General features: G+C 52.4%; 22 protein-coding genes. 12 read left to right on the plus strand and 10 right to left on the minus strand.

Annotation, left to right across the window (positions count from 1 at the left end; genetic code table 11):
- Positions 1-14: 14 nt before the first annotated feature.
- The 7 genes from L1278_RS11510 to L1278_RS11540 form a co-directional block, all read right to left on the minus strand.
- On the minus strand, positions 15-572 hold the full coding sequence (locus L1278_RS11510) for a YeeE/YedE family protein (RefSeq protein ID WP_253404238.1): 558 nt from the start codon (positions 570-572) through the stop codon (positions 15-17).
- Between the two features lie 97 nt (positions 573-669).
- Positions 670-999, minus strand: a complete 330-nt coding sequence (locus L1278_RS11515; protein WP_253404240.1) for a rhodanese-like domain-containing protein — start codon at positions 997-999, stop codon at positions 670-672.
- A gap of 159 nt (positions 1,000-1,158) precedes the next feature.
- A complete protein-coding gene (locus L1278_RS11520; RefSeq protein WP_253404243.1) occupies positions 1,159-2,571 on the minus strand; it encodes a rhodanese-like domain-containing protein in 1,413 nt (470 codons plus the stop codon).
- Between the two features lie 122 nt (positions 2,572-2,693).
- The gene (locus tag L1278_RS11525) at positions 2,694-3,551 is read right to left on the minus strand and encodes a sulfite exporter TauE/SafE family protein (protein WP_253404245.1); all 858 of its coding nucleotides are present in this window, start codon (positions 3,549-3,551) and stop codon (positions 2,694-2,696) included.
- Between the two features lie 130 nt (positions 3,552-3,681).
- Positions 3,682-4,329 carry a Crp/Fnr family transcriptional regulator gene (locus L1278_RS11530; RefSeq protein ID WP_253404247.1) on the minus strand — a complete coding sequence of 216 codons (648 nt, stop codon included), beginning with the start codon at positions 4,327-4,329 and terminating at the stop codon, positions 3,682-3,684.
- A 333-nt stretch (positions 4,330-4,662) separates the two neighbouring features.
- Positions 4,663-6,000, minus strand: a complete 1,338-nt coding sequence (locus L1278_RS11535) for a rhodanese-like domain-containing protein (protein ID WP_253404254.1) — start codon at positions 5,998-6,000, stop codon at positions 4,663-4,665.
- A gap of 124 nt (positions 6,001-6,124) precedes the next feature.
- A complete protein-coding gene (locus L1278_RS11540) occupies positions 6,125-6,967 on the minus strand; it encodes a universal stress protein (RefSeq protein ID WP_253404256.1) in 843 nt (280 codons plus the stop codon).
- 221 nt (positions 6,968-7,188) lie between these two features.
- Between L1278_RS11540 and L1278_RS11545 the strand changes: the two genes are divergently transcribed.
- From L1278_RS11545 to L1278_RS11570, 6 genes are all read left to right on the plus strand, one after another.
- Complete coding sequence (locus L1278_RS11545) at positions 7,189-7,398, plus strand: hypothetical protein (RefSeq protein ID WP_253404258.1); 210 nt, start codon at positions 7,189-7,191, stop codon at positions 7,396-7,398.
- Between the two features lie 6 nt (positions 7,399-7,404).
- On the plus strand, positions 7,405-7,908 hold the full coding sequence (locus tag L1278_RS11550) for a DUF2243 domain-containing protein (protein ID WP_253404260.1): 504 nt from the start codon (positions 7,405-7,407) through the stop codon (positions 7,906-7,908).
- 172 nt (positions 7,909-8,080) lie between these two features.
- Positions 8,081-8,551, plus strand: a complete 471-nt coding sequence (locus L1278_RS11555) for a thioredoxin family protein (RefSeq protein WP_253404261.1) — start codon at positions 8,081-8,083, stop codon at positions 8,549-8,551.
- A 32-nt stretch (positions 8,552-8,583) separates the two neighbouring features.
- On the plus strand, positions 8,584-9,645 hold the full coding sequence (locus L1278_RS11560) for an FAD:protein FMN transferase (protein WP_253404263.1): 1,062 nt from the start codon (positions 8,584-8,586) through the stop codon (positions 9,643-9,645).
- A 5-nt stretch (positions 9,646-9,650) separates the two neighbouring features.
- Positions 9,651-9,878 carry a DUF4266 domain-containing protein gene (locus L1278_RS11565; protein WP_253404271.1) on the plus strand — a complete coding sequence of 76 codons (228 nt, stop codon included), beginning with the start codon at positions 9,651-9,653 and terminating at the stop codon, positions 9,876-9,878.
- The gene (locus tag L1278_RS11570; RefSeq protein WP_253404273.1) at positions 9,869-11,080 is read left to right on the plus strand and encodes a DUF3570 domain-containing protein; all 1,212 of its coding nucleotides are present in this window, start codon (positions 9,869-9,871) and stop codon (positions 11,078-11,080) included. The genes L1278_RS11565 and L1278_RS11570 overlap by 10 nt, the downstream gene beginning before the upstream one ends.
- 46 nt (positions 11,081-11,126) lie before the next feature.
- Here L1278_RS11570 and L1278_RS11575 read toward each other — a convergent pair whose 3' ends face one another.
- Both L1278_RS11575 and L1278_RS11580 read right to left on the minus strand, forming a co-directional pair.
- Entirely contained in the window at positions 11,127-13,793 is a 2,667-nt protein-coding gene (locus L1278_RS11575) for a cation-translocating P-type ATPase (protein ID WP_253404275.1), read from the minus strand.
- 83 nt (positions 13,794-13,876) lie between these two features.
- Positions 13,877-14,761, minus strand: coding sequence for a patatin-like phospholipase family protein (locus L1278_RS11580; protein ID WP_253404284.1), 885 nt, complete (start codon positions 14,759-14,761; stop codon positions 13,877-13,879).
- A 236-nt stretch (positions 14,762-14,997) separates the two neighbouring features.
- Between L1278_RS11580 and L1278_RS11585 the strand changes: the two genes are divergently transcribed.
- The 6 genes from L1278_RS11585 (at position 14,998) to L1278_RS11610 (ending at position 24,337) form a co-directional block, all read left to right on the plus strand.
- Positions 14,998-16,062: an NAD-dependent epimerase/dehydratase family protein gene (locus tag L1278_RS11585; RefSeq protein ID WP_253404286.1), complete on the plus strand. Its 1,065-nt coding sequence runs from the start codon at positions 14,998-15,000 to the stop codon at positions 16,060-16,062.
- A 40-nt stretch (positions 16,063-16,102) separates the two neighbouring features.
- Positions 16,103-16,879, plus strand: coding sequence for a glycosyltransferase family 2 protein (locus L1278_RS11590; protein ID WP_253404294.1), 777 nt, complete (start codon positions 16,103-16,105; stop codon positions 16,877-16,879).
- A complete protein-coding gene (locus L1278_RS11595) occupies positions 16,866-17,516 on the plus strand; it encodes a lipid-A-disaccharide synthase N-terminal domain-containing protein (RefSeq protein WP_253404296.1) in 651 nt (216 codons plus the stop codon). The genes L1278_RS11590 and L1278_RS11595 overlap by 14 nt, the downstream gene beginning before the upstream one ends.
- Positions 17,517-17,522: 6 nt before the next feature.
- Positions 17,523-19,154 (plus strand): phospholipid carrier-dependent glycosyltransferase, encoded by a 1,632-nt coding sequence (locus tag L1278_RS11600; RefSeq protein WP_253404298.1) that lies wholly within the window; start codon positions 17,523-17,525, stop codon positions 19,152-19,154.
- Positions 19,155-19,324: 170 nt separating this feature from the next.
- Positions 19,325-23,335, plus strand: coding sequence for an Ig-like domain-containing protein (locus L1278_RS11605; protein WP_253404300.1), 4,011 nt, complete (start codon positions 19,325-19,327; stop codon positions 23,333-23,335).
- A gap of 6 nt (positions 23,336-23,341) precedes the next feature.
- Positions 23,342-24,337 (plus strand): type IX secretion system membrane protein PorP/SprF, encoded by a 996-nt coding sequence (locus L1278_RS11610; protein WP_253404302.1) that lies wholly within the window; start codon positions 23,342-23,344, stop codon positions 24,335-24,337.
- Positions 24,338-24,340: 3 nt separating this feature from the next.
- On the opposite strand, the gene L1278_RS11615 is transcribed toward L1278_RS11610, so the two are convergent.
- On the minus strand, positions 24,341-25,591 hold the full coding sequence (locus L1278_RS11615) for a GAF domain-containing sensor histidine kinase (protein WP_253404304.1): 1,251 nt from the start codon (positions 25,589-25,591) through the stop codon (positions 24,341-24,343).
- Positions 25,592-25,593: the final 2 nt, after the last annotated feature.

Genomic DNA, 25,593 nt, shown 5'->3' on the forward strand with positions numbered 1-25,593 from the left:
AAATAAGTGACGACTTAGAAAATTAGAGGCATCAACACAAAAGTGGTGATCAAGCCACCGATGAAGAAGCCGATCACGGCGATCAGGGAGGGTAGCTGCAAGTTGGAAATACCACTGATGGCGTGTCCTGACGTACAGCCGCCTGCATAACGAGCACCAAAGCCGATGGCAAAGCCGCCCAGCAGCAGAATCAGAAATCCTTTGAGGCTGAAAGCTGCGCTCAGACTGAAAATTTCCTCAGGCTGCATACCGTCCGGCGATGAAATACCCAGCTGCTGCAGGTCCTGAATCGTGGCCTGTGATATCTGAACGGCTTCCCCGTTCGAGAGAAACTCTGCCGAGATGAAACCACCGATGATGGCGCCTACCAGGAACAGCAGGTTCCAGATCTGGGTACGCCAGTCAAAATCAAAAAACTTAACCGTTTTGCCGGCCCCGCAGGCCGAACAAATAGTGCGCAGGTTGGAAGAGAAACCAAACGACTTCCCAAAAAACAACAGCAGCACCATAATAAAAGCAATGACGATACCGGAGGTATACCAGGGCCATGGTTGTCTTAAAAGCTCTAACATTTCTTTTTAAAAATTTAATTACTGTTTAGGGTTTAGGAGAGAAGAGCAGGGAAGGAGCGAGGTCGCTTGCCCCTTCCTTATCTGCTCCGTTTTTTTGTTAGTTGTTTGGCCAGGCGCCTATACCTCCCGCGAGGTTATAGCACTTGAAGCCCTGTGCGCTCAACAGGTCGCAGGCGGAACCGCTGCGGTTGCCGCTGCGGCAGAACACGAAGTATGCTTTGTCTTTGTCAAGCGAGCCGAGCGCATTCTGAAATTGCCCTGAGGTCACGTCCAGGTTCCTGGCGCCCTTTATGGTGCCAGAGGCAAACTCACCGGCTGTTCTTACATCCAGCAGCTCCGCTTTGGGCGCGTTCTGGAATTTTGTTTTGAATGCTTTTCCGTCCAGATTTTCGTAATTCTTAGGAGCGGATTTGAAGATATTGAACATGGCTTTTTAGATCTTGTTGTTTGTGATTTGAAATTAACAATACAAAGGTACAGGTATAGTGAGCGGGGTTCAGTGACTTTGGTCACGCAACCTGGATTTAAAAAAAGCGGGGCCAGTTTCAGACCGGCCCCGCTTTCCTTATCAAAACACTAAACCATTTTACTTCAGAGTGGACGGACAAACGTAGGCTGTTCTGGGTACGTCTGTATCGGCTATGGCTTTAAAGCCGCCTTCCACGTTAATGACGTTGTCAAAGCCTCTCGCCTTCAGGATAGAGGCCGCGATCATGGAACGGTAACCGCCGGCGCAGTGGATGTACATAGCCTCCTCTTTCGGAAGCTCGGCCAGGTGGTCGTTCAGGTAATCGAGCGGGGCGTGCTGGGCTGTCTCCACGTGCTCGGCCTGGTACTCGCCGGGCTTGCGCACATCTACTACTTTTATGCTGTTGTCTTTGGCATAATCAGCCGCAAAAGTCGCTGCTGAGATCGACCTGATGGTATCCACTTCCTTGCCAGCCACCTGCCAGGCTTCAAAACCGCCCTGCAGGTAGCCAAGTGTATTGTCGTAGCCGACACGGGCCAGTCGGGTCACCACTTCTTCCTCACGGCCTTCGTCGGCAATGAACAGGATCGGCTGCTGTACATCCGGAATCAGGGCGCCTACCCAGGGAGCAAAGTTGCCGTCGATGCCGATGTTGATGGCATTCGGGATAAATCCGGCAGCAAAAGTCTCGGGTTTGCGGGTGTCCAGCACCAGGGCGCCTGTTTCGTTCACGGCTGCTTCAAATGCCTCCGGCGACCATGCCTGCTGGCCTTGGGTGAGCACGTCGGCGATGTTGGCGTAGCCTTCCCTGTTCATCTTCACGTTCATCGGGAAGTAGCCGGGAGGAGGCAGTAAACCATCGGTTACCTCTTTTACAAATTCTTCTTTCGTCATGTCGGCACGCAGCGCGTAGTTCACCTTTTTCTGATTGCCCAGTAGGTCGGTGGTTTCCTTACTCATGTTTTTGCCACAGGCAGAACCGGCGCCATGCGCAGGGTATACGATCACGTCATCCGGCAAAGTCATGATCTTGTTACGCAGCGAGTCGTACAGGTGTGCGGCCAGCTGTTCTTCTGTCAGGTCAGATTTTACTGCCAGGTCAGGACGGCCAACGTCGCCAATAAAGAGCGTGTCGCCAGAGAAGATCGCTGTTTCCTTGCCGTTTTCGTCGAGCAGCAGGTAGGTAGTCGACTCCATGGTATGACCCGGTGTGTGCAGTACCTTGATGGTCACGTTACCAAGTTTTAGCTCTTCGCCATCGGCAGCAATGTGCGCCTCAAAAGTAGGCTGCGCATTCGGTCCGAAAACGATCTGGGCGCCAGTGGCTTTGGCCAGGTCCACGTGACCCGAAACAAAGTCGGCATGGAAGTGCGTTTCCAATACATATTTAATTCTGGCGTTGGCCTTTTCAGCCTTTTCCAGGTATGAGCTGATCTCACGTAGCGGGTCAATAATGGCCACTTCACCATTGCTTTCGATGTAGTAAGCGCCTTGTGCCAGGCAACCGGTATAGATCTGTTCTACTTTCATGGGTATAGGAGTTTAGGTCTTTTAATTTTTGGTTAATGCTGTCACCTGCTTAACTGGTGACGATACAAATATCAGCATATAATCAGCGCGACACAGTGACATTGGTCACGCAAGCGTTTTTTTTAGAAGAAAAGCTCTTTCCCGATGATATAAACACCCATCACCAGGACGAACCATCCGAAAAATGTTTTGAGTTTGTCGGCTTGTATTTTAGTAGAAAGGGCGGTACCGATGAAGATACCGGCAATGGAGATGGCCGAGAAAATACCCAGGAACATCCAGTCGATCTCGTAATTGAAAATGTCACCGATAAAGCCGAAAAGGGACTTTGCTGCGATGATGAGCAGGGAAGTGCCCACCGCCATTTTCATGTCGAGCTTACTGAAAAGCACGAGCGCAGGTATAATCAAAAAGCCACCGCCCGCACCGACTAATCCTGTCAGCGTACCAACTACCAGCCCTTCGGCCAGAATGCCACCGTAGTTGAATTTGGGTTGCGGGTGCACTGTGCCGTTTCCTTCCACATCAATTTCCGTATCGATGTTCTCGTCTACCATGTCCACTGGTTCAGTTGGAGCAGGATTCTTCTTTTTCCTGATCATACTGATCGAGGCGAACACCATCAGGCCGGCGAAAAGCAGCATCAGCATAATGCCTTTGGTCACCAGAAAGTCGCCTACCGAGAATAATTCTTCCGGTATGGCCGGCACCAGGTAGCGGCGCGTCAGGTATACTGCTATGATAGAAGGTATACCAAACACGATAGCTGTCTTCATGCTGACAAGACCATTTTTGTAGAATTTGTAAGAACCCACCAGGCTGGTAAGCCCCACAATAAAGAGCGAGTAGGCGGTGGAGACAACGGGGCTCAGGCCGATCAGGTATACCAGTACTGGCACCGTCAGAATAGAGCCGCCTCCACCAATCAGCCCGAGCGAAAGACCGATAAGCATGGCCGCCAGATAACCTAGAATTTCCATTGATGTAGTCTTTTGTTTTGTAACATGCTACAAAGGTATAGCGATCCGGACGGACTGGCAGTGACTATTATCACAGAGGGAGGAGTTAAGCGTTTTATTTTAGGAACAGGTCTCGACCTGACCCTAAGAACTAAACCACCTCCAGATCATGTACTTCGATGTAATTTCTGTGCAGTGCAATGGCACCGGTCTGTTCCAGTTTTTTGAGGAGGCGGGAAATGACTTCACGGGAGCTGTTGAGCTCGAGGGCGATCTGCTGGTGTGAAAGGCGAATCTCTTTTCCGCTCACTTTTACGTGGCGCTTGAGGTAGAACAACAAGCGCTCGTCGAGGCCTTTGAAAGCGATGCTGTCAAGGGTTTGCAGCAGCTCTTCGAAGCGCTGGCGGTAGGAAGCGATCACGAAGTTGTGCCAGGTCTTATACTTGGCCAGCCACTGCTCGGAAAGGTGTGAAGGGATCAGGATAACTTCCGCTTCCGTCACGGCTTTGGCCATGATCTGGCTCTGCTCGTCGCGGGCGGTGCACATCATGGACATGGCGCAGGCATCCCCCGGTTCGAGGTAGTACATCAGAAATTCATTGCCTTCGTCGTCCTCGCGGTATACCTTAAGCAGCCCGCTCAGAAGCAGCACCGTGGAACGGATAAACTGCCCGGTGCGCATAACCTCTTCACCTTCTTCCACCTGCCGGATGGTGCTATGTGCCAAAATATCATCAAGGAGCGGCTGTTCGAACTGCGGGAATTTCTTCAGGATATTTTCTTTCTGCGTTATTTCCATATGGTATGAATTTAATGAAGTCGAATAAGCAAGATAGACATTCCTGCTCTCAAGTGCAGTGCCTTTTATTCCTCGAAAACAAACACAAATCCTATTCTCATTATGTTAAGAAATTTGTCAGAGATAAAGGGCTTTTACCCCCGGAGGTTAAGCTAAAACAACTGGCGGCGTAGGGGACCTCTACCAGGATCCTAACAGGATGACAAAAGGAATAGCATGAAACGGCCCTGATCTTTTGTGGGACAAGGGTGTGTGAATGTATACGCATATAAGCAAAAAACCAGTGCAGGAACTAAAAGTCCCCACACTGTTCAAGATCAATTCATTTAAAGCTTATTTAAAGTCGTTGACGGCTTCGCTCAGGTCAAGCACTTTGGTGTCAGGCAAAGCGGCCTCCACAATGCTGCTACCGGCAGCTGATCGGTATCCTGCTGCACAATGTACTACCACGGGCTTATCGGTCGGAATTTCTTTGGCCCGCTCACGCAGTTCGGGCAACGGAATGTTAATGGAGTTGGCAAAAAACTTGCCGCCTTTCACTTCAGAAGCATTGCGCACATCTACGATGGTATAGTCTCCCTGATTCTCTTTGAACGCAGCCACATCCATCACCTGCGACTTCTCTTCGGCGGCTTCGGTTTGCACAAATACCCCCTCAATGAGCAGTTCGTATCCGATCTTAGAAGCCTTGCGGATCAGATCGTCCAGTTCATTTTCTGTTTCGGCAACCAGGTAGAAGCGCTCGTCAGGGCCTACAATGCTACCCAGCCACGTTTCGAACTTGCCTCCGTTTTGGATGTTAACCGCGCCTCTCAGGTGTCCTTTTTTGAAGACCTTTTCGCTGCGTGCATCCACAACCACCGTGCCCGCTGATGGCTTGTAGTTATTGTCAAGCCGCTTCACTTTGTCCAGACTTTGCTGGTAGGCAGGAGCGCCTTGTTTGTTCAGTCCCACATCGTAGCCGAAGTACTTTGGTATAAATGGCTGGTCTGCTGTGAGCACTTTCACGAAACCTTCTTCGCTCATGTCCTGCAGGGCGTAGTTGCTTATTTTCTCAGCACCGATCGTGCTGCTATTGGCTTCACTCAGCCCTTTGCCGCAAAGCGAACCCGCACCATGGGCCGGGTATACCAGCACATCATCGTTTAGCTTCATTAGCTTTTCGCGTGTGCTATGGTACATTTGCCGGGCCAGATCCTCGCGTTTTGCCGTTACGTTGCCAGCACTCTCACGCAAATCCGGACGGCCTACGTCACCGATGAACAAGGTATCTCCCGTGAATACGGCTATGTCCTTGCCCTCATGCTCCAGTACAATGCTGATGCCATCCGGGGAGTGACCCGGCGTGTGCAGCGATTTCAGTTTGATGTCTCCCATCTCCAGTACAGCGCCCTCGTCAAAGGTTTTGTGGGGATAGTCGGCACCCACCAGGCTGTGGGTATAGATAGTGGCCCCGGTTTTTTCATGGATCTCGAGGTGCGAACTCACAAAGTCTGCATGTGGGTGTGTCTCAATCACGCCAACGATCTTCGCATTGTTTTTTTCAGCGAAGTCATAGTAGGGCTGTGGATTGCGGGCCGGGTCTACCAATACGACTTCGCCGGTTTTTTCACTTAGGATGGCATAAGCGTAATGTGCCAGGCCTTTGTCTTCGAACTGCTCTATTTTCATGAATTTTGGTTTTACGTTTTAGCAAAAATGAACGAAACGTTCTTAGTCTGTTGCAAAATTAGAGTATACACGAGCCGCACACAGTGACATAAGTTACATAGCGCTTATCACGAGTAAAATGTTACTATTTTAAGTGATAGGTGAGGAGCGGGCGGATGCAGTGGTTGACCAGCGTCTCGGCGATGCTGCCGTAGAAGATGTGACTGAAGCCTTTGCGCCCGTGCGTGCCGATCAGTACCAGGTCCATGTCTGTTTCGCGGTTAAAGTTGCGTACGCCGGCCGGCACCTTATCATCACTCTTGAAGTGAATCTCATAGTTTTGCAGGTTAAGCTTTGTGGCAAAGCGCTGCATATTCTGTATCGTTGTGTCGAGTTTAAGGTCATCTTCTTTATCGATGATCTGGAGCAGGTGCAGTTGCGCGTTAAACAGTTGCTGCAAAGTCTTGATGGTGTTAACGGACTGTTCAGGTTGTTTTTCGGCAGCGAAGTCGGCCACCCACAGGATGTTCTTGATAGGGGTAATGGAGGCGTCTTGCTGAATGGTGATGACAGGTATATGCGTATGGCGCACCACGTGCTGTGCCTCCGAACCGGAAAGGCGCTCGAACCAGCCGTCTGACCCCTCTGTGCCCATGATGATCAGGTCAATGCGCTGCTGCTCGGCATACCTGGTCAGGCTGGTCGTCAGGCCGCCGTAAACCACGGTGCTGGTGAAACCGATGCTGGTCTGCTTCCTGAGTTCGTCGAATTGGTGGTTGGCCTGTTCCTCCCGGGCTTTCATCTCCGACTTGTCTATACTTTCAGAAGATTCCATTGAGCCAGCCCATTCGGCGGCGTTCACTTGAATGACATGTACCAGATGGAGATCGGCCGGGGTTTTCTCCAGCAATAAGTTCAGGAATTGTAGCGCTTTGAATGATACCGGTGTGAAATCCATCGGCACCATGATGTTGAGTTTCTTTTCCATTGTCTGTCTCTTTGTTAGTTGTTTTATGGTTTATGTATACTAACTATACAAAGGTCATTGCTTTATCGGTAACGTTCGGTGACTTTGGTTACATAAGCAGGCAATTTTGGAAACAGGATGCCGGATGCTTACCCGAATGAAAGTGTGGTGTAAAGCAACTAAACCCTTTTGTAACAGGTATATGGGTCAGTCTGATCCAAAGGATTTTACAGGTATAGCCTATGATGAAAACCGCTTGTGTACTCCCTCGCATGACGTTGCTGATGTTGTTTGTCTTGCTTATCCATTTGCCTGCTTCGGCCTGCACCACCTGCAACCGCCCCCTGCAGGCGGCCATCTTCGACGATAGCTTTCTGCAGCTATTACTCTATATGTTGCTGCCTTTCCTGTTCATCGGGCTGGTGGTATACCGACTTCATAAACTCAAATAAGATGCTATGAAAAGACAAATACCCATTGAAGAAGTCAAGCCCGCCCGAACTGGTCCGCTGATTGCGGCGGCCACACTCATAGGTATAGGAATGGGCGGGTTTGTGGACGGCATTGTGTTGCACCAGATCCTGCAGTGGCACCAGATGATCTCCGCCAAACTGCCGCCGGACACGCTACTCAACAAAGAGACCAACATGTTCTGGGACGGTATATTCCACGCCTTCACCTGGCTCACTACAGCACTGGGTATCTACCTGCTCTGGCGGGTTGCCAAAGAGCGCAAAGTCGTGCTGTCGAACCGCATTTTCGGCGGCAGTCTGCTGTTTGGTTTCGGCCTGTTCAATGTCGTGGAGGGTATCATCGATCACCACATCCTGGTGCTGCACAATGTGCGCGAAATCAGTCAAAGCCCTGCTGCCTGGAACTTCGGCTTTCTAGGTATATCGCTTATAATGTTGGCTGTTGGCTGGTTGCTTGTGCAGAAAGGCAGGAGAGAAGCGCAGGTATAAATTGGCGAAAAAATAAATTGGCAACAGTACAACGTGCGGCGGGTGCCCGGCGTTTAAATGACAACGAACAGCCTCATCATGAAGCACTAAGCTTTACACCTTAATTTTTTGAGATTGCACAATACCTGTCCGCAGGCATGGCTCATTATGTCAAACTACTAAAAAGGTGAATATGCAACGTGCTTTTTCTTTTGCCCTTCTCTGGGCGCTGCTCTCGCTTGGCTACACTGCCAATGCACAGGCCACTACCGACAATTTGAAATGGGAACACCGCTACGAGGAAGCCGCCAGGCAGGCCGCAGCCGATCACAAACCCATTCTGATGGTGTTCGCCGGCTCCGACTGGTGTAAGCCCTGCATCCTGCTGCGCAGGGAGGTATGGGATACGCCTGCCTTCCGGGATTATGCCAAAGAGCACTTCGTGCTGCTCGAGCTCGACTTCCCCCGTTTCAAGAAAAACCAGCTGCCGGAAGAACAGAAAAAATACAATGAGCAACTGGCAGACAAATATAACCAGGAGGGCCTGTTCCCACTCGTTGTCCTGACAGATGAAAAAGGAAATGTGTTGGGCAAAACGGGCTACCAGCCTGGCGGACCCGACAAGTATATTCCGCACCTGGAGCAACTCCTGCACCAGAAGTAGATCGCCTGCTTAACCTTAACCGCTGTATTTTTATGGATAGAATCATGCAATTCTGGCTGGTAGCGTTGTTGCTAGTATGCAACGCCGCACAGGCGCAGGCTCCTGCCGGGGAGCTGAAAACGCAGAAAAAAGTACTGTTGCTGATGGGCACCCGGTTTGAACTGGTAGCCGTGTCGGAGGATGAAGAACTGGCCAATAAGGCCATTGAAGCAGGTATACAGGAAATTCAGCGGATCGAGGCGCTCATTTCAGAGTGGCAACCAACCTCCCAGACCAGCGCCATTAACCGGAGTGCCGGCGGTATGCCAGTGCCAGTGGATGAGGAACTCTACGAGCTCATCCGGCGCAGCCTTCGCATTTCCGAGCTAACGGGCGGGGCCTTTGACATTAGCTGGGCGGCCGCCGACAAGGTATGGAAGTTTGATGGGTCTATGAAGGAGATGCCGTCACCGGAAACTGTGGAGAATTCCATCCGTCACATCGGTTACCAAAAGATCCAGCTGATTCCGGAGACGCACAGTGTATTTCTGAAGGAAGAAGGGATGAAGATCGGATTTGGTGCCATCGGCAAAGGCTATGCCGCCAACCGGGTACGCGACCTGATGCGCAGGATGGGTATACAAAGCGGCGTGGTGAATGCTGCCGGCGACCTGATCACCTGGGGCAAACAGGCCGATGGCCAGCCTTGGTACATCGGTATAGCCGACCCTGCAGACAAGGAAAAGGTTTTCTCCTGGCTCACTGCCGACCACACTGCCGTCGTGACTTCTGGAAGCTATGAAAAGTACGCCCAGATCAATGGCAAACGCTACGGTCACATCATAGACCCACGCACCGGTTATCCGGTAAGCGGCCTGAAAAGCGTCACCATCATATGCCCTGATGCCGAGCTGGCTGATGCGCTGGCCACAGCCGTATTTGTGCTGGGGAAAGAAGAGGGACTATACCTGGTCAATCAGCTAAAAGGGGTGGAGTGCCTGCTGGTGACAGATGAGAACGAAATGGTAACCTCTGACCAGTTGCACCTGCATTACTACAAAAACAAGCCGGCTTCAGCCAAAGCGGCTATACCTGCCAAAACCTCTAAAATCTAAGCCCAATGAAGTTGATCAGATGTGTCGCATTGTATGCCCTAGGTGCTGTTTTGCTCGGCTCGCTGGGCGGCTGCGAAGTCGTTAAACCTTATCAGAAAACCCTGCTGAACGAGGAGGAGATGAAGCTGAGCGCACGTAAACTGGAGGCCTTTGAAACGAATTTCCAATCGTACCGCGAAGGTGCCTCGGGTGCAAACGGTGGTAAAGTAGGAGGGGGGTGCGGATGCAACTAAGGTACATCGGCCTGATGATGGTCTGCACCATGGCCACAACAGCCTTTGCGCAAAACACAAGCACAACTGCCCCTGTGCGGCGGGTGCGTAAACTGGAACCAGCCGAGGTGAACATCCTCGGCAGCTACTATAGCCAGGACAGCAACCACTCGCCGGTGACCGGGGGCATTGGCACCGAGCAGTTGACGGATGTCACGCCGACCATTATCGTGAACGTGCCGCTCGACACGGTCACCAACCTGAATGTGAACTTCGGGATGGACTTCTACTCCTCGGCTTCTACCGACAATATAGATTTTAACGTTTCATCCGCCTCCAAATCCGATTTGCGCACACACCTCAACCTGGGTATAAGCCGCCGCAACAGTCTGACAAGGATCACGAAAAGTCTGATAATCGGAGGTTCTACCGAGTACGATTACCAGTCGTTGTCAGTGGGGGCTGGCTGGGCGCAGGAGTCGCGCGACGGCAACCGGGAACTCAGCCTGATGGGCATGATCTACTACGACACCTGGACGCTGATATACCCGGAGGAACTGCGCAATGGCAAAAGCTTGGTGAGCACCAACAAGCGGCAATCCTATAACCTTTCGGCTACCTTGTCGCAGGTGATCAACCAAAAAATGCAAGCTTCTTTAAGCGCCGACATCGTCTATCAGTCCGGTTTGCTCTCTACGCCCTTTCACAGGGTGTATTTCCGGGAGCAGGAAGCGGCGCAGGTAGAGCAACTGCCGGACCAACGCCTGAAATACCCACTGGGGTTGCGGGTGAACTACTACGTGAATGACTATGTGACTTCGCGCTTCTTCTATCGCTTCTACAGCGACAACTGGGGCGTGACGGCCAACACCATCGAGCTGGAGACACCCATCAAATTCGGGCCATTCTTCTCGTTCTACCCTTTTTACCGCTTCCATACCCAAACGGCAGCCGACTACTTTGCACCCTACAAAGAGCACAGCCTGAGCCAGGAGTTCTATACCTCCGATTATGATCTGTCGGGCTTTACCAGCCACAAAGCAGGTATAGGATTGCGCTACTCGCCCCTGTCAGGTATAGCCAAATTCGGACTGCCTTTCTCTAAGAACAAAACCTCGCTGAAAGGAATAGAACTGCGGGGTGCCAACTATTGGCGCAGCGACGGTCTCAAGGCTTTCATCATCAGCACGGACCTCAACTTCACGCTGCCGTCCAGAAAGTGATCTGGGGACCAGGAGTAGGTGAAGGAGGAAAGAGTCCTACCCTGAATTACAAAGCTGTTGATTTTTCCCTACGCGCCCGCAGGTATATTTTGCCCAGTTCATTTACCAGCAGCGGTACTAATCCTAAGGTTAGGACCATTAACCATCCGGGCGTATCGAGCATGGTCAGGTTGAAAGCCTTCCGCATAAAAGGGACTGCTATCACCACTAATTGTAGTGCCAGCCCCAGCACGATGGCACCAATCAAGTACCTGTTCGAGAAAACGCCAAGCTGGAAGATAGACTTTGTATGATGTCGCATGGCCAGAGCGTAAAAGAGCTGGCAGGCCACCAGCGTCATAAAGGCCAGGGTTCTAGCATTCTCCAGCGTGGCGACCGGTACAGCATCATCAAAAGGGGTGTAGCCGTGCTCGTAGTAGCCGAACCAGAAGGAAAAAATGGTGAGCGTACCGATCAGAATGCCACCCCCCAGCACACGCCAGCCCGCAATGCCGGTAAAGAAGCTTTCGTTGGGGTTGCGGGGTTTTTCCTGCATCACATCCGGGTCGCCGGGGTCCATGCCTAGTGCGACGGCCGGCATAGAGTCCGTAAGCAGGTTGATCCAGAGGAGCTGGGTTGCGATCAGAGGCGCTTCCCAGCCTATCATCAGCGTGATGAACATGGCCACTACCTCACCCAGGTTACAGGACAGCAGAAAGAGGACGGCTTTCCGGATGTTGTTGTAGATGTTTCTACCCTGCTCAATGGCCGATACAATGGTGGCAAAATTATCATCGGTCAGAATCATGTCCGAAGCGTTTTTGGCTACGTCGGTCCCTGTAATGCCCATGGCCACCCCAATGTCAGCGGCATTGAGTGAGGGCGCATCGTTCACGCCATCTCCGGTCATCGACACCACATTGCCCTGCACTTTGAGGGCACGCACAATCTTCACTTTGTGTTCCGGCGAAACCCGTGCGAAAATGCGGTAGCCATTGACCTTTTCGCTGAATTCGTGCTCGCTTAGCCTTTCTATCTCCTGACCTGTAATAGCCTGTTCCAGGTTGTCGGCTATACCTAGTTCATGGGCAATGGCGAAGGCGGTGATCTTGTGGTCGCCCGTGATCATGACGGTCTTGATGCCCGCTTCTTTTGCTTTACGCACGGAGTCTTTTACCTCGGTTCTCGGAGGGTCCATCATCCCGACAAGCCCCAGCAAGATCAGGTCCTGCTCCATCTCATCGGCGCCAATCACCGTGTCAACGGGCTTGTAGGCGACCCCCAGCGTACGAAGGGCCTGCTCCGACATGCGGGCGGTCGCTTCCTCCACCTGCTGTTTGTGTTTCTCAGAGAGCGGGAGCACTTGCCCTTTTTCTTGTACACGCGTGGTCAGTTGCAGGAGGTTATCGATGGCGCCTTTGGTGTATACCGTATACCTGCCGTTTTCCTCGTTCAGAGTCGACATCAGCTTCCGGTCCGAATCGAACGAAAACTCGTCGATGCGTTTGCTCTGCCTGTCCAGTGCCTGGCGGTCTATACCTAGGTCGTCTCCCAGGATCAGCAGGGCGATTTCGGTGGGGTCGCCGGTTCCTTCGCCATTCTCGTAGGTGGCGTCGGAGCAGAGCACCATGGCTTTGGCGAGCAGGGCGGCATCCTCAGTAGGGGAATTCTCTTTTTCCCGCTCCACTGTCACTTCCCCCTCGGAGTTAAAGTATCGGAGAACCGTCATCTTGTTCTGGGTGAGCGTACCCGTTTTGTCGGAACAGATGATGTTGACGGAGCCCAGTGTCTCCACCGCCGGCAAACGCCTGATGATGGCGTTGCGTTTGGACATGCTCGTGACGCCAATCGAAAGCACAATGGCCACGATGGCGGCCAGTCCCTCCGGTATAGAGGCTACGGCCAGCGAAACCGAAATAAGAAACATCTCCGCCAGGTCGCGGCCCTGCAGCAGGGCTACCACAAAGATCAGCACACAGATGCCAATCGCGAATTTGCCAAGCGATTTGCCGAGTTTGTTCAACCGGACCTCCAGCGGGGTTTTAATATCTTCTTCGGTGTCGATGATGGTGGCGATCTTGCCCACTTCGGTCTGCATGCCGGTGCCCACGACCACACCCACGCCTCTGCCCGCCGTCACCAAGGTGGACATGAATGCGGCATTATCGCGGTCACCGAGGGGGGTATTGGGCGCTTTTAAGGTAACGGTGGCATCTTTGGGGGAGGGAACGGACTCGCCGGTCAGGGCCGACTCCTCTATCTGCAGGTTGGCCGATTCAAGCAGGCGGAGGTCAGCGGCAATATACCTGCCAGCATCCAGTATCAGTACATCGCCCGGCACTACGGTATCAGAGTCAACCTCTGTCACGACTCCCTCACGGCGCACGAGGGCTTTGGGGGAGGCTATTTTTTGCAACGCTTCGATGGCATTGCCCGCTTTCACTTCCTGCACCACACCCAACACCGCATTGAGTATTATCACAGCCAGGATGATGATGGCGTCGATGTATTCGCCCATGAACAGGGTGATCACCACTGCCGCAAACAGCACATAAATGAGCCAATCCTGAAGCTGGGCCAGGAATAGCTGCAAGATGCTCTTTTTCTTTTTTGCCGTCAGCTTGTTAGGGCCATACTTTTCCAGACGGACTTTCACTTCTTGTTCAGTGAGTCCCTGAGCCGGATCTACTGCCAGTTCTTTCAGAACAGCCTCTTTTGATTTGGAGAACCACATATCATGCTATCGATTCGTGACGTCAATAAATTAAAGTTAGCGATAAGCAGTGATAGTTCGTTTACATCGGCTTCAGTTTCAACTTAATAGTTCTCAAGTGATACCAAAGCCCTGTGGCAAATCTCGCGGCCCAATTCAATCTGGCTTTTGGCCTTGTGAAATTCGAAAATGGAGCAGGAGTTCACTGGTATTTCCACCAGCACATCAGGTGGGTGCACCTCTAGCATTAAGTTGGTCAGGCGATCTTGTGTCATTTGGTAGGCCAGCAACAGAAGCTCTCTCAGAGAGTAATCTGATAGTGGTGAAAAATCACCGGAAGCGTTCTCAGTGTCCTGCCCAGTTAGCTGCAGCCATTTCCAAAGGGCTGACACAGCTTCAGGGCGTTCGTTCACCTTCAGCATCGGTTTGTCTTCGGAAGCCGGACCGTTCAGATTGACTGCCACGACCAGTTCGCCTTGCTTTTTACGCACCAGGTTAAGGGGGAGCGGATTAAGCACACCGCCGTCGACCAGGAACTGCCCGTTCTCAAGCACCGGTGTGAACACGCCAGGTATAGCAATGGATGCGCGAAGGGCCTTGTAAAGATCACCTGAAGTATAATTTACTTCCTGGTTTCGGAGCATATCAGTAGCCACAGCCGTGAAGGGTACTTTCAGATGCTCGATATCCTGCGGACCTGTTACCTCGCGCAGCAGGTTAAATACCTTTTCGCCTTTGATGAAGCCTTGCCGGGTGAAGGTGAAGTCGAGCAGGTTGAAGACCGAGCTTCTGGTCAGGGTAAGCATCCATTCTTTGTAAGCCTGGTTGTAGCCCGCTGCATACAAGCCGCCCACAACAGCTCCCATCGAGCAGCCGACGACGCTGGCTATTTCAAAGCCTTTCTCTTCCAGCACTTCAATGACGCCGATATGAGCCAATCCGCGCGCACCGCCGCTTCCCAGCACCAAATGTACTTTCCTGTTTTCCATGCCGCAGCAATTTATGTTTTTTCATCCGGGATATTATCAAAGACTATAGCAACACGCCTAATACTAGCACGCCCGGACCAGAGTCAATTGTTCAGTTGGCAGGTAACGTTCACGGGTGGCGAGTAAAAGGATAGTTAAATATATTTTTGTATTCTTTTGTTGATTTTTGTTGTAATACGTATTTAATGATTCTACCAGAATATTGTTGGATTGAATTAGTTATAGCTCGCATAATCATGAGCAGGAATAAAAAGGTCTTGGTTACAGGCAGTGCAGGCTTCATCGGGCACCATGTCGTGATGGCTTTGCGGGGTGCACATTTTGAAGTGGTAGGGCTTGATGTCATCAACAATTACTATGATCCGGCCTTGAAATACGATCGCCTCCAACAACAAGGCTTTGACAGATCCTTGATCCATTACAATACCTGCATCCGAAGTTCCGACAATCCGTCCCAACAATTTATTTTGCTTGATTTAACCGATGCAAGCGCCCTTGAGAAACTCTTTCAGGAACAACAATTTGACATAGTGGTGCACCTGGCCGCGCAGGCCGGGGTGCTGTACAGCCTGGAAAATCCGATGGCTTATGTGGAGAGTAATTTGGTCGGATTTGCCAACATGCTGGAAGCTTGCCGGAAACATCCGGTGAAGCACTTCCTGTTTGCCTCCTCCAGTTCGGTGTACGGCCAGCATGTAGAGATCCCTTTTTCCACAAGCCACAGGACAGACCAGCCGATTTCTTTCTATGCCGCCACCAAAAAGGCCAACGAAGTAATGGCGCACAGCTATGCACATTTGTACGGTATACCTACCACGGGCATGCGTTTTTTTACCGTATATGGACCCTGGGGCAGACCGGATATGGCCTGCCTCCACTTTGCCAAATGCATTGCCGAGGAGCGTACCATCCGGCTCTACAACCAGGGGAACATGTGGCGTGATTTTACCTACATCGACGATGTGGTGACCGCCGTGACGAAACTGCTGGTTCGCGCTCCGAAGGTTGCCAAGAAGAAGCGTGCTCCCGAAGCACCATATCGCCTGTACAATATTGGCAATAACCAGCCTGTGCAGTTGCTCGAGATGGTGGCGCTCCTGGAGCGGGGCTTGCATAAAAAGGCCCGCATTGACCTGCTTCCCATGCAGCCCGGCGATGTGCCCGTGACCTATGCCGATGTGGAATCGCTGGTGACGGCCATCGGGTATAGGCCCCGCACCAGCCTGGAGGAAGGTATAGGAAAGTTTCTGGATTGGTTTAAAGCCTACTATACGGCTCACCCTGTTGAAAAAGCAGCCTGATGGGGGTGTCGGTATTCACTTGACTTAAATAGAACAAGGTATGGTAAATGAACTTTACAATGAGGGGACTGCAAAAACTTCCCTCACGATTCTTGTACCCGTCTTTAACGAAGCGGAATGCCTCTTGCGCCTAAGTGAGGCCCTGGACGCCTTTCTTCCACAGTCTCCCATTCCGGCGGAGGTGTTGTTTATCAACGACGGGTCGACAGACAACAGCCTGTCCATGATCCGGGAGATATGCGGGCGAAAAAATCTATACAACTACATTTCGCTGAGCCGTAACAGTGGCCTAAGTACGGCCATTAAAGCAGGTATAGACCATTGCCAAAGCACTCATATTGGGTACATAGATTCCGACCTGCAGACGTCGCCAATGGATTTTCTGCTGTTTTTCGAGCACCTGTCGGAGTACCAGATGATTTGCGGCATCCGGACGAAGCGCAAGGATACGTTTGTTAAGAAAATTTCTTCCAGAATTGCTAACGGTTTCAGGCGGCGCATGATCAACGATGGGATTGTCGATACGGGTTGTCCGTTAAAGATCATGGACGCTGCATTTGCCAGACGCGTACCTTTTTTCGACGGTATGCACCGTTTTTTGCCGGCGCTCATACAACTGCAGGGCGGAAAAATAAAGCAAATCCCCGTACAGCACTTTGAACGTTATGCGGGCACTTCAAAATACCATCTGTTCAACCGCCTGTGGGGTCCGCTGAACGATACCTTCGCCTTCCGTTGGATGCGCAAACGCTATATCCGGTATACCATCTCTGAGCAGTTCATCAACAAGGCGGCGGTGCGGCATGAGCAGGTCTGAGATCGGAATATTGAGTCTGGGACTGATGGCGCAGGCGCTGTTCTCTGCCCGCATCCTGGTGCAATGGATCACGTCGGAGCGAGCGGGCAGGGTGCTGTCACCCACATCGTTCTGGACGTTCAGCCTGCTGGCATCTTTCCTGCTGATGCTATACGGTATGTTCCGCCAGGACCTGGTTATCATCGGCGGCCAAGTGATCTCTTACCTGATATACCTGCGTAATCTGCAATTCAAAGGAGTTTGGAGTGAGTTGCCTGCCTGGGTGCGTTGGCCGGCTGTGCTGTTCCCGCTAGGGGCAGTGGTCTGGTTGGTTTTCGGGGACGCGTATAGTCTGGCGTATATCTGGCAGCACAGCAAGGTGTCGGGTTTGCTTATAGCCTGGGGCGGTGCGGGGCAGGTTATCTTCACGATTCGTTTTGTGTACCAGTGGTATTACTCAGAACTAGCCCAGGAGTCTATCTTGCCGAACGGTTTCTGGGTGATTAGCCTGATAGGCAGTCTGATGATCGTGACCTATGCCGTGCTGCGCCTGGATCCGGTTCTGCTGCTGGGGCAGGTGGTAGGCGTCGTGGCCTACAGCCGTAACCTATACCTGGGGCTGCAAAAACAATCTACTAGCCAACGTACTGTTTCCTGAATGGATATGAAGCAAGCTATTGCTGGTCTGCGCCACCATACCCTTGTGGCAGCATTGCTTTTTGTGTTGTTGCTGGTCCTGCTCTATAACCTGGGCGGTTGGGGTTTGGTGGAAACCAGCGAAGCCCGCTATGCCGAGATCAGCCGTGAAATGCTGCTGAGCGGTGACTGGATGCATCCCCGCTTGCTTGGAATCCACCACTTTCATAAGCCCCCCATCACCTATACAATTTCTGCTGCAGGTATGGGCCTTTTCGGAGTAAATGAATTCGGGGTGCGTTTTTTTCTGCAGCTCTCTTTGCTGGGACAGGCCCTGATGGTATACCTCATCGGACAGGAGCTGTTTCAGTCACGCAAAATGGCTCTAACCGCTCTTATCATTTACGTGACCCTGCCCGCCGTTCTGATCGCTGCCCGTAACCTGACGACAGATTCATTTCTGGCTACCTTCGAATTGCTGGCCATTTGGGCCTGGATGAGGTATAAACCCAGCAAAAAGCCTGCCTGGCTATACCTGTTTTACCTGGCACTGGCCTTGGCTTTTCTAACCAAAGGTCCGGTGGGCCTGATATTTCCAGTGCTCGTCGTTATAGGGTATAGGGTTAAGGGTGCAAGCGGGTATCTCAGTCTTGTGCATCATCTGTTAGCCTTCTCGCTGTTTTTGGTGCTAAGTGCCTCCTGGTACGTATACCTGATGTGGCAGGACAGGCAATTTGTCGATTATTTCCTGCTCAACCACATTGTCAAGCGCTATACCAGTCCGGAGACCTTCGGCCGGTCCGAACCCTGGTGGTTTTACCTGGCGTTCATACCTGTACTGAGCCTGCCCTGGTCTGCCGTACTGCTATTGCATTTGCCTGCACTTCGAAAACTCTTGCCCGAACACAAGCGGCTTTTTGTGCTCTGGCTGCTGATACCGCTTCTTTTTTTCTCATTATCAAGTTCCAAGCTGATTTTGTACGTCCTGCCGATGCTGGCAGGTATAGCCCTGCTGATTTCCTGGTTAGTATACCAGCTGACCGCGCGCGACCTCCGGATTATCGCTCGGGTCACCTTCGTATACCTGGGCCTGGTTGTCCTTAGCCTTATACTGCTACGGTTCCTGCCACTGGGCTTCACCGTGCCCTTGCCCCTGGTCCTGTTTGCAGTGCTGATGCTGGGGGTGATATACCTGCTGTGGCGGTACATGCAGCAAGGTATACAACAGGTAGTGGCTGCTGTACTGGCCTTCACCGTATTTCTGATACCCTTTTCGACGCACCTCCTGGGTGCCAATGCGGAGCAGATGAACTCCAGTAAAGCAGTGGCCGATTTGATCAGGGAGGAGAATCTGCAGGGGAGAACCATCATCGTCTATGACCGTCTGCTACCGTCCCTGGCCTTTGCGCTAAACAAGGACATCGTATCGGTGAGCGACCAACACCACAGCCTTAAACGCGAAACACAGTTTGAAACAGGCGACGCGTGGCGCAACCACCTGCTCCGGATACAGGACAGGCAGGACTCTGCCAGACTTCGGGAGATGCTTGGCGGCCAGGCTGTCCTCGTCTCTAAGAGGGAGTTGCCGGCCAACAGGAACTGGTTGAGAAGTCAGTTGACCCATAGCAGACAGGTGGGCGTCTGGATGGTGTATTACTGATCCGGATGGCCAGGTGTTAGTTGAAATAAGCTGCTATCGTGATGTCCCTCTGGTCGTCTGCACTATATATTCTGTACAAAATATAGAACCCTGAAAATCATTTTTCGTTAACCCGTGTGAACTGCCACCACGCGTTGGCAGGCTCCATTAAACAGCCATCACTATTTTGTATGAATCATAAGTACTTAGTTCACCTGCAAAGAAGGTATAGTTTTTTTTGCCTTTTTCTGCTGTTCCTTACTTTTCCATTCTCTCTTGTAGTTGCAAATAAAGTTGATTTTGGCAGTACACTAGCCGCTGCAGCGCCTGCAGCGGTAGAAGCGCAGCCCTCGCTGGTAGGTGCCATCACCCTTCAGTGGAATGCCGTAACAGGCGCCACCCAGTATGTGGTGGAGCGTTCTCTTTTCGCAAACAGTGGCTTTCAGGTGCATGCCACCGTTGCTGCCGTAAGCGGCAAAACAATCTATACCTACCGCGATACCGGGCTAGGCTACGGGGAAAGTTACCACTACCGCGTAAAAGCGGTGACGAGCTCCGGTGACTCGCCCTTGAGCAGTACGGTGAATGCCACGACGCACGCACAGAGCAAAATTTTTAATATCATGCCACTCGGCGACTCCAACACCCACGGTACCAAATTCAGTGACAACCGAACAGACGCTGAGCGCATCGCTTATCGCAAGCAGCTCTACGATTTGCTGATGGGGGCCGACGCCAAATTCACGTTCGTGGGCAGTGAGCGCTCGGGTAGTGCCACACTGGCGAACGACCAGCATGCAGGTTTTCCGGGATCCCGCACCGGCGACATCGCGAGTTTGCTGCGCACCAGCAGCTACCGCAACCAGGACAATGTGTTGGTATCTCGTGGCTCCGGTACTTACCTGGACAAGTTCAACCCGGATGTCGTGTTACTGCACCTGGGCACCAACGGCGGGCAGTTTGGGGTCACCGACGACGAGCAGGCCATTGCTGAAATGGCCGCTATACTCGACGAGGTGGATGCCTACGAAGCCAGGGCCAACAAAGAGGTAACCGTTGTACTGGGGCTCATCATAAACCGCGTTCCCCAAGAGAATGATCCGGCGGCGGTGGAGTATACCTCGCGTTTCAATGCGAAACTGGCTGCTATGGCTGAGAACCGCATCAAAACGAAGAGCGACCGGCTCATTATAGTAGATATGGAAAAAGCGGCCGGCATCATCTACAAATTAGCAGGCGATGGCGGAGACATGGACGACAGCCTGCACCCGGCACCATCCGGCTATCAGAAAATGGCCAATCAGTGGTTTAAGGTCCTGAACCCGCTCCTGAAGCCAGCCAGTATTACCGCCAGCAACCCGGAGACCACCATCACGAAAAAACCGACCGAAATATCAAAAGAGAAGTCTCCAACGTTTGAATTTGCCAGCAATAAAAGTCCCGTATACTTTGAAGTGAGCCTGAATGGAGGCGCTTATGAAGCTGTCAGCAACCCGTATACCCTGACCAACCTGGCCGACGGGCGCTATACCTTGTCGGTGCGGGCCGTGGACGCGGGTGGCAGAAAAGACGCCACACCAGTTTCCTATACCTGGACCATCATCACAGAACCTCCCACACCGCCTGTTTTTACAACAATTACCGAAGACCGCGGCCCTGTTAACAACGACCGCGTGACCTCCGATAACACTATTCGTCTGGCTGGTAAGGCGCAAAATGGAGTAGAAGTGACTGTGAGTGAAGCCGAACGTGGTGTGCTGGGCAAAGTTAACGCCAACAACAGTGGCGACTGGACTTTCAATTACGAAGGCACCGCTCTGCCAGCGGGCGTGTACCGTTTCACTGCAATTGCAACTGATATTGCGGACAATGTGAGCAAAGTGAGCAGCACCTTTACCGTCACCATCGATCTGACCCGTCCGGATGTTGCCATCTCGCCCGAGGCGAAAGCACCGGTAACCAAAGCCTTCCCAATTCAGCTTACCTTCACGGAGGAGGTCTACGGCCTTGCTGCCGCTGAAATCACTGTGACAGGTGGTACATTGAGCGATCTGAAAGAAGTAGACAAATCCACCTATACCGCCACCATCACCCCACCTGCTAACGGGCAGGGTATGGTAGCCATAAGTCTGGCCGCTGACAAAGCGACCGACCTGGCGGGCAACGGCAACACGGCCTCCAATAAACTGGAGATCGCCTATGACCTGAAGCGCCCGAAAGTGACGCTGAGCTCGGATGCCCCGCAGCTCGTAAAAGCGCCGTTTACGGTGAAGTTTACCTTTGATGAAGCAGTAACGGTTTTTACAGCTTCCGATATCAGTGTGCAAAATGGGGCGGCAGGAAACCTTAAGGCCGAGAGTGCTACAGTGTATACGGCCACCATCAGCCCGGCTACTGACGGGGAGGTAGTGGTGAGTCTGGCGGAAAACAAGGCAACTGACGAAGCCGGCAATGGCAACGAATCCTCCGCCGAACTGAAGCGCCTTTATGACGTGGCACCACCGACCGTCACGCTGGCCACCACGGCGGGTGAGCTGTCGAATACCGCTATACCTGTCACGGTCACGTTCAGCGAGCCCGTAACAGGTATAGCCCTGACCTCCTTTAGCGTAACTAACGGCATACTGAGCAACCTGCAGAAAAAAGACAACACGACCTATACTGTCGTGCTCACGCCTGAAAAAGATGGGGAAGTAAGCCTGCAACTAGCCGCTGACAAGGTAGAAGACCAGGCCGGAAACGGCAACACCGCCTCGAATGTCCTCAAAAGCCGGTATGATGCTACAGCACCTACAGTGGTGCTGAGCACCGACGCTCCGGAACTGACCAATAAGCCTTTCACCGTGAGCTTCCGTTTCAGCGAAGCTGTAGAAGGGTTCGTTGCGGCCGATATCACCGTATCAAATGGGGCAGCCAGTGAGTTTAAGAAAACAGACGATCAAGCTTATAGCGCTCTGATCAAACCATCAGCAGATGGCGAAGTGACGGTACGGCTGGGGGCAGGTATAGCAAAAGATGCAGCGGGCAACCCCAATGCTGTTTCGAACGCGTTAAGCATACGATTCGACGGCACGGCCCCATCCGGCTATACCGTGGCTTTCGGCACCGAAAAAGTAGATCACAGCAACCAAAAGCAGGTTCCGTTCACCGTGAAGGGAGCAGAGCAGGCCGCCACGTACTTCTATACCATCAGCAGTGACAAAGGTGGCAGTGATGTGGCCGGCACATCCAGCACGACGGCTTCTTCCTTCAACGTGGAGAACCTGGACCTGAGCGGTCTGTATGACGGCACCCTCACCCTCACGTTCTACCAGGTGGATGCCGCCGGTAACCGGGGTGCGGATGCCACGGCACAGGTGGTGAAAATGACCAAGAACATCGCATCCGTAAATAGCCTTGAGGCAATCAAAGTGCCGTTCCGAACCAGCTTTGAAAATTTGCCGCTGCCTGCGCAGGTGAAGGTGAATTATACCAATGGGGAGGAAGAAGAGCTGGAAGTAAAGTGGCAACAAGGCGACTACAACGGTTTGAAACCCGGCGTTTATACCTTGAGCGGGGAACTGGTGCTGCAGCCGAACACTACCAACCAGGACAACCGCATGGCCACCATCACCGTGACCGTGGAGCCGAACCAGCCACCAACCGCTATCGCGATCAGCCAGAACTCGTTCAAACCCAACGCGACTCCGGATGAGAGTTTGCTGACTTTCAGCACCACCGACCCCGATGATGAAACCCATACCTATACCTTAGTGAGCGGGCAGGGTGCTGAACACAACAACTTTTTTGAGCTCAGAGACGGCCAGCTATACCTAAAGTCCACGACCGGACTGTCAGGCATCCGCAACTTCCATATCCGGGTGCGCACCACTGATCCTTACCAGAACAGCTTTGAGCAGACCTTCACCCTCAGCAAGGAGGTATACCAGCCGGCCAACCCGATCAAACTGGTCAATGCCTTTTCACCGGACGGGGATGGGGTAAACGATACCTGGACGGTGCCGGAGCTTAAATTTTATGACGAGATCAACATCCAGGTGTTCGACCGGGCGGGGAGAAGACTCTTCCATACTACCAATCCGGAGCAAGGCTGGGACGGCCGCGGCCAGGACGGGCAGGTAAAAGAAGGTTCTTATTTCTACATCATCGAGGTGAAGGATATCAACCTGGTGCAGAAGGGTGTATTAACAGTACTTAAGTAAGCATACATGAACAGATTAATTTTTATAGCTCTATTCTTTTTGACCGTTTCGGGGCTGCAGGCGCAGAACCGCAAGTATATCAGTAATTTTTCAGCGTATCAGCATTTTTACAACCCGGCACTCACGGGCAGCGAAGGCTCTATGCTCCGGACCTATTACCGCAACCAGTGGACGGGTTTTGAGGATGCTCCCAAGACGCTCTTTTTCTCAGGGGAGATGGATCTGGCGGATATGAACAAGAAAACAGACAAAACCAGCCACTACCAGTACCGGGATTCGCGCAGCAATTACATGGGCGCCCGGCATGCGTTCGGCCTGATCGCCTTGCAGGAGCGCTTCGGCCCGACGAGGGAAACGCAGCTTGGATTGAACTATGGCACCGGTGTTCGGCTTTCGCAGTCGCTCAGTCTGCGTTTCGGCACCTCGCTTACCTTCAACAACTTCCGGCTCGACGGCAACAGCCTGGTGGTGGACAACACAGGCGACCCGCGCTACCAGCATGTGCTGGGCGACCAGAACAGCATGAGCAAGTTTGATTTGAACCTTGGTTTTGCCCTGACCTCCGCCAATTACTACCTGGGCTACGCCATGCAGGACATCACCAAAGGCCATTTTTTGAAGAGTGGTGACAGTTTCATGAAAGACGTGTATACCCGGAAGCACATCGCACAGGCCGGCTTCCGTGCTGCTTTGACTGAGCCGTTTGGGTTGATCGTCAATGGCCTCTACCAGTACGACGAGCAGCTAAAAGGCACTGTGGAAGGACAGGTGAAACTGGTGTATAATGACTTGCTGTGGGCAGGCGGAGGCTATCGCAACGACCAGGCCTTTCATGTGGGAGCTGGTCTGCACTACCGCCAGTTCCGCATCACGTACGCCTACGAAAGCCCCATCCAGGAGGCTCGCTCTATCAGCCGCTCTACTAACGAGATTGGCTTAGCCTATACCTTGCGCCCACTTACCACAGGCCGCGCAGGAAGCAGCGGACCTTTGTTCTGGTAGCGTTTAGCCCGCATGGGAGACGGTGCCGATCGGGATGAAGAGTTCAAAAGAAGACCCACGCCCCGGCGTACTTTGTACCTGCATGGTACCGTGCAGGCTCTTGAGTAGCTGGCGTACCAATTGTAAGCCCATGCCGTAGCCAAGTTCGCCCTGCGTGCCCGAGGTGCTCGGCGATTGTCCTTTCTCCATGGCATCGACCTGCTCCGGACTAAGGCCTATACCGGTGTCCTGCACCTGGATCTTAAGTACCCGGTTGTTTTGCGACAAGGTAAGATCCAGATCGACAGAAACTTCGCCTAAGGGAGGGGTGAACTTAAGCGCGTTCGAAACTAGATTGACGACAATCTGCATCAGCCTGGTTTTGTTGAAGGTAATGTCGCTGAGATCTTCGTTGATGTGCACCCCGAAGCTGATGGCTTTTTCGGTGGCCTGCGGTAGGAACAGTTGTTCGAGCGCTTCTCTAAAGCTCCCCAGTGTGATCCCGTCCTGGATCTCGGATTGCGCTGCAGGCTGCTGATTGGGCTGCAGGATTTCATCTGCCAGTGCCAACAGCGAAGAACTGCTCTTGTGAATCATCTGGCTAGTCTTAAGCACTTCTTCCGGACTACTCTTGCCCTCTTTCTGAATAAGCCTTTTCGCTAGACCTATGATGCCACCGATCGGTCCGCGCACATCGTGTGCCACCCGTTTGATCACGGCTCTGGCTTCCGTCAGTTCGCTGCGCACTAGGCGCACCTCTTTCAGCAATAGCAGCCGTTTTACAATTTCTTTCGCCAGGGCCTTGAGCAGGTCAACTTTATCAGCAGAAAGTGTGATCTCGTGACTATCCAGGACACAGAGTGAACCAATATTGTGACCGTCCGGGGTGCGGAGCGGTACGCCAAAATAATAACGCATCATCGGCCCGTCTTTGATGCCGGCCAGGTCTTTGAATCGCTCGTCCTCCTGCAGGTTCTTGACCTCAAAATGGTCCTGTTCCAGGATCGTGTACTGACAAACCGAATTTTCGCGGGGCGTCTGCACCATCGGGAATCCGTGGCCGGCCACCGTCCACTGCGTGTACAGGTCGATCAGGTTGAGCAGGGAGACCTCTGTGCCGGCCACGCGTGCCGCCAGGGTAGTAAGCTCCTCAAACTCTTTTTCTAAGTCACTGTAGTCTAAGTCAAAGGACATCAGATCAAAGATCCGTGTGCTTTCGTTTTCAGGATAAGATGCTTGCTGAGAGGCGGGCTGGTGCATGTAGGTAGTGCTCATGG

This window comes from Pontibacter sp. HSC-36F09 (assembly GCF_024171605.1).
GTDB lineage: Bacteria > Bacteroidota > Bacteroidia > Cytophagales > Hymenobacteraceae > Pontibacter.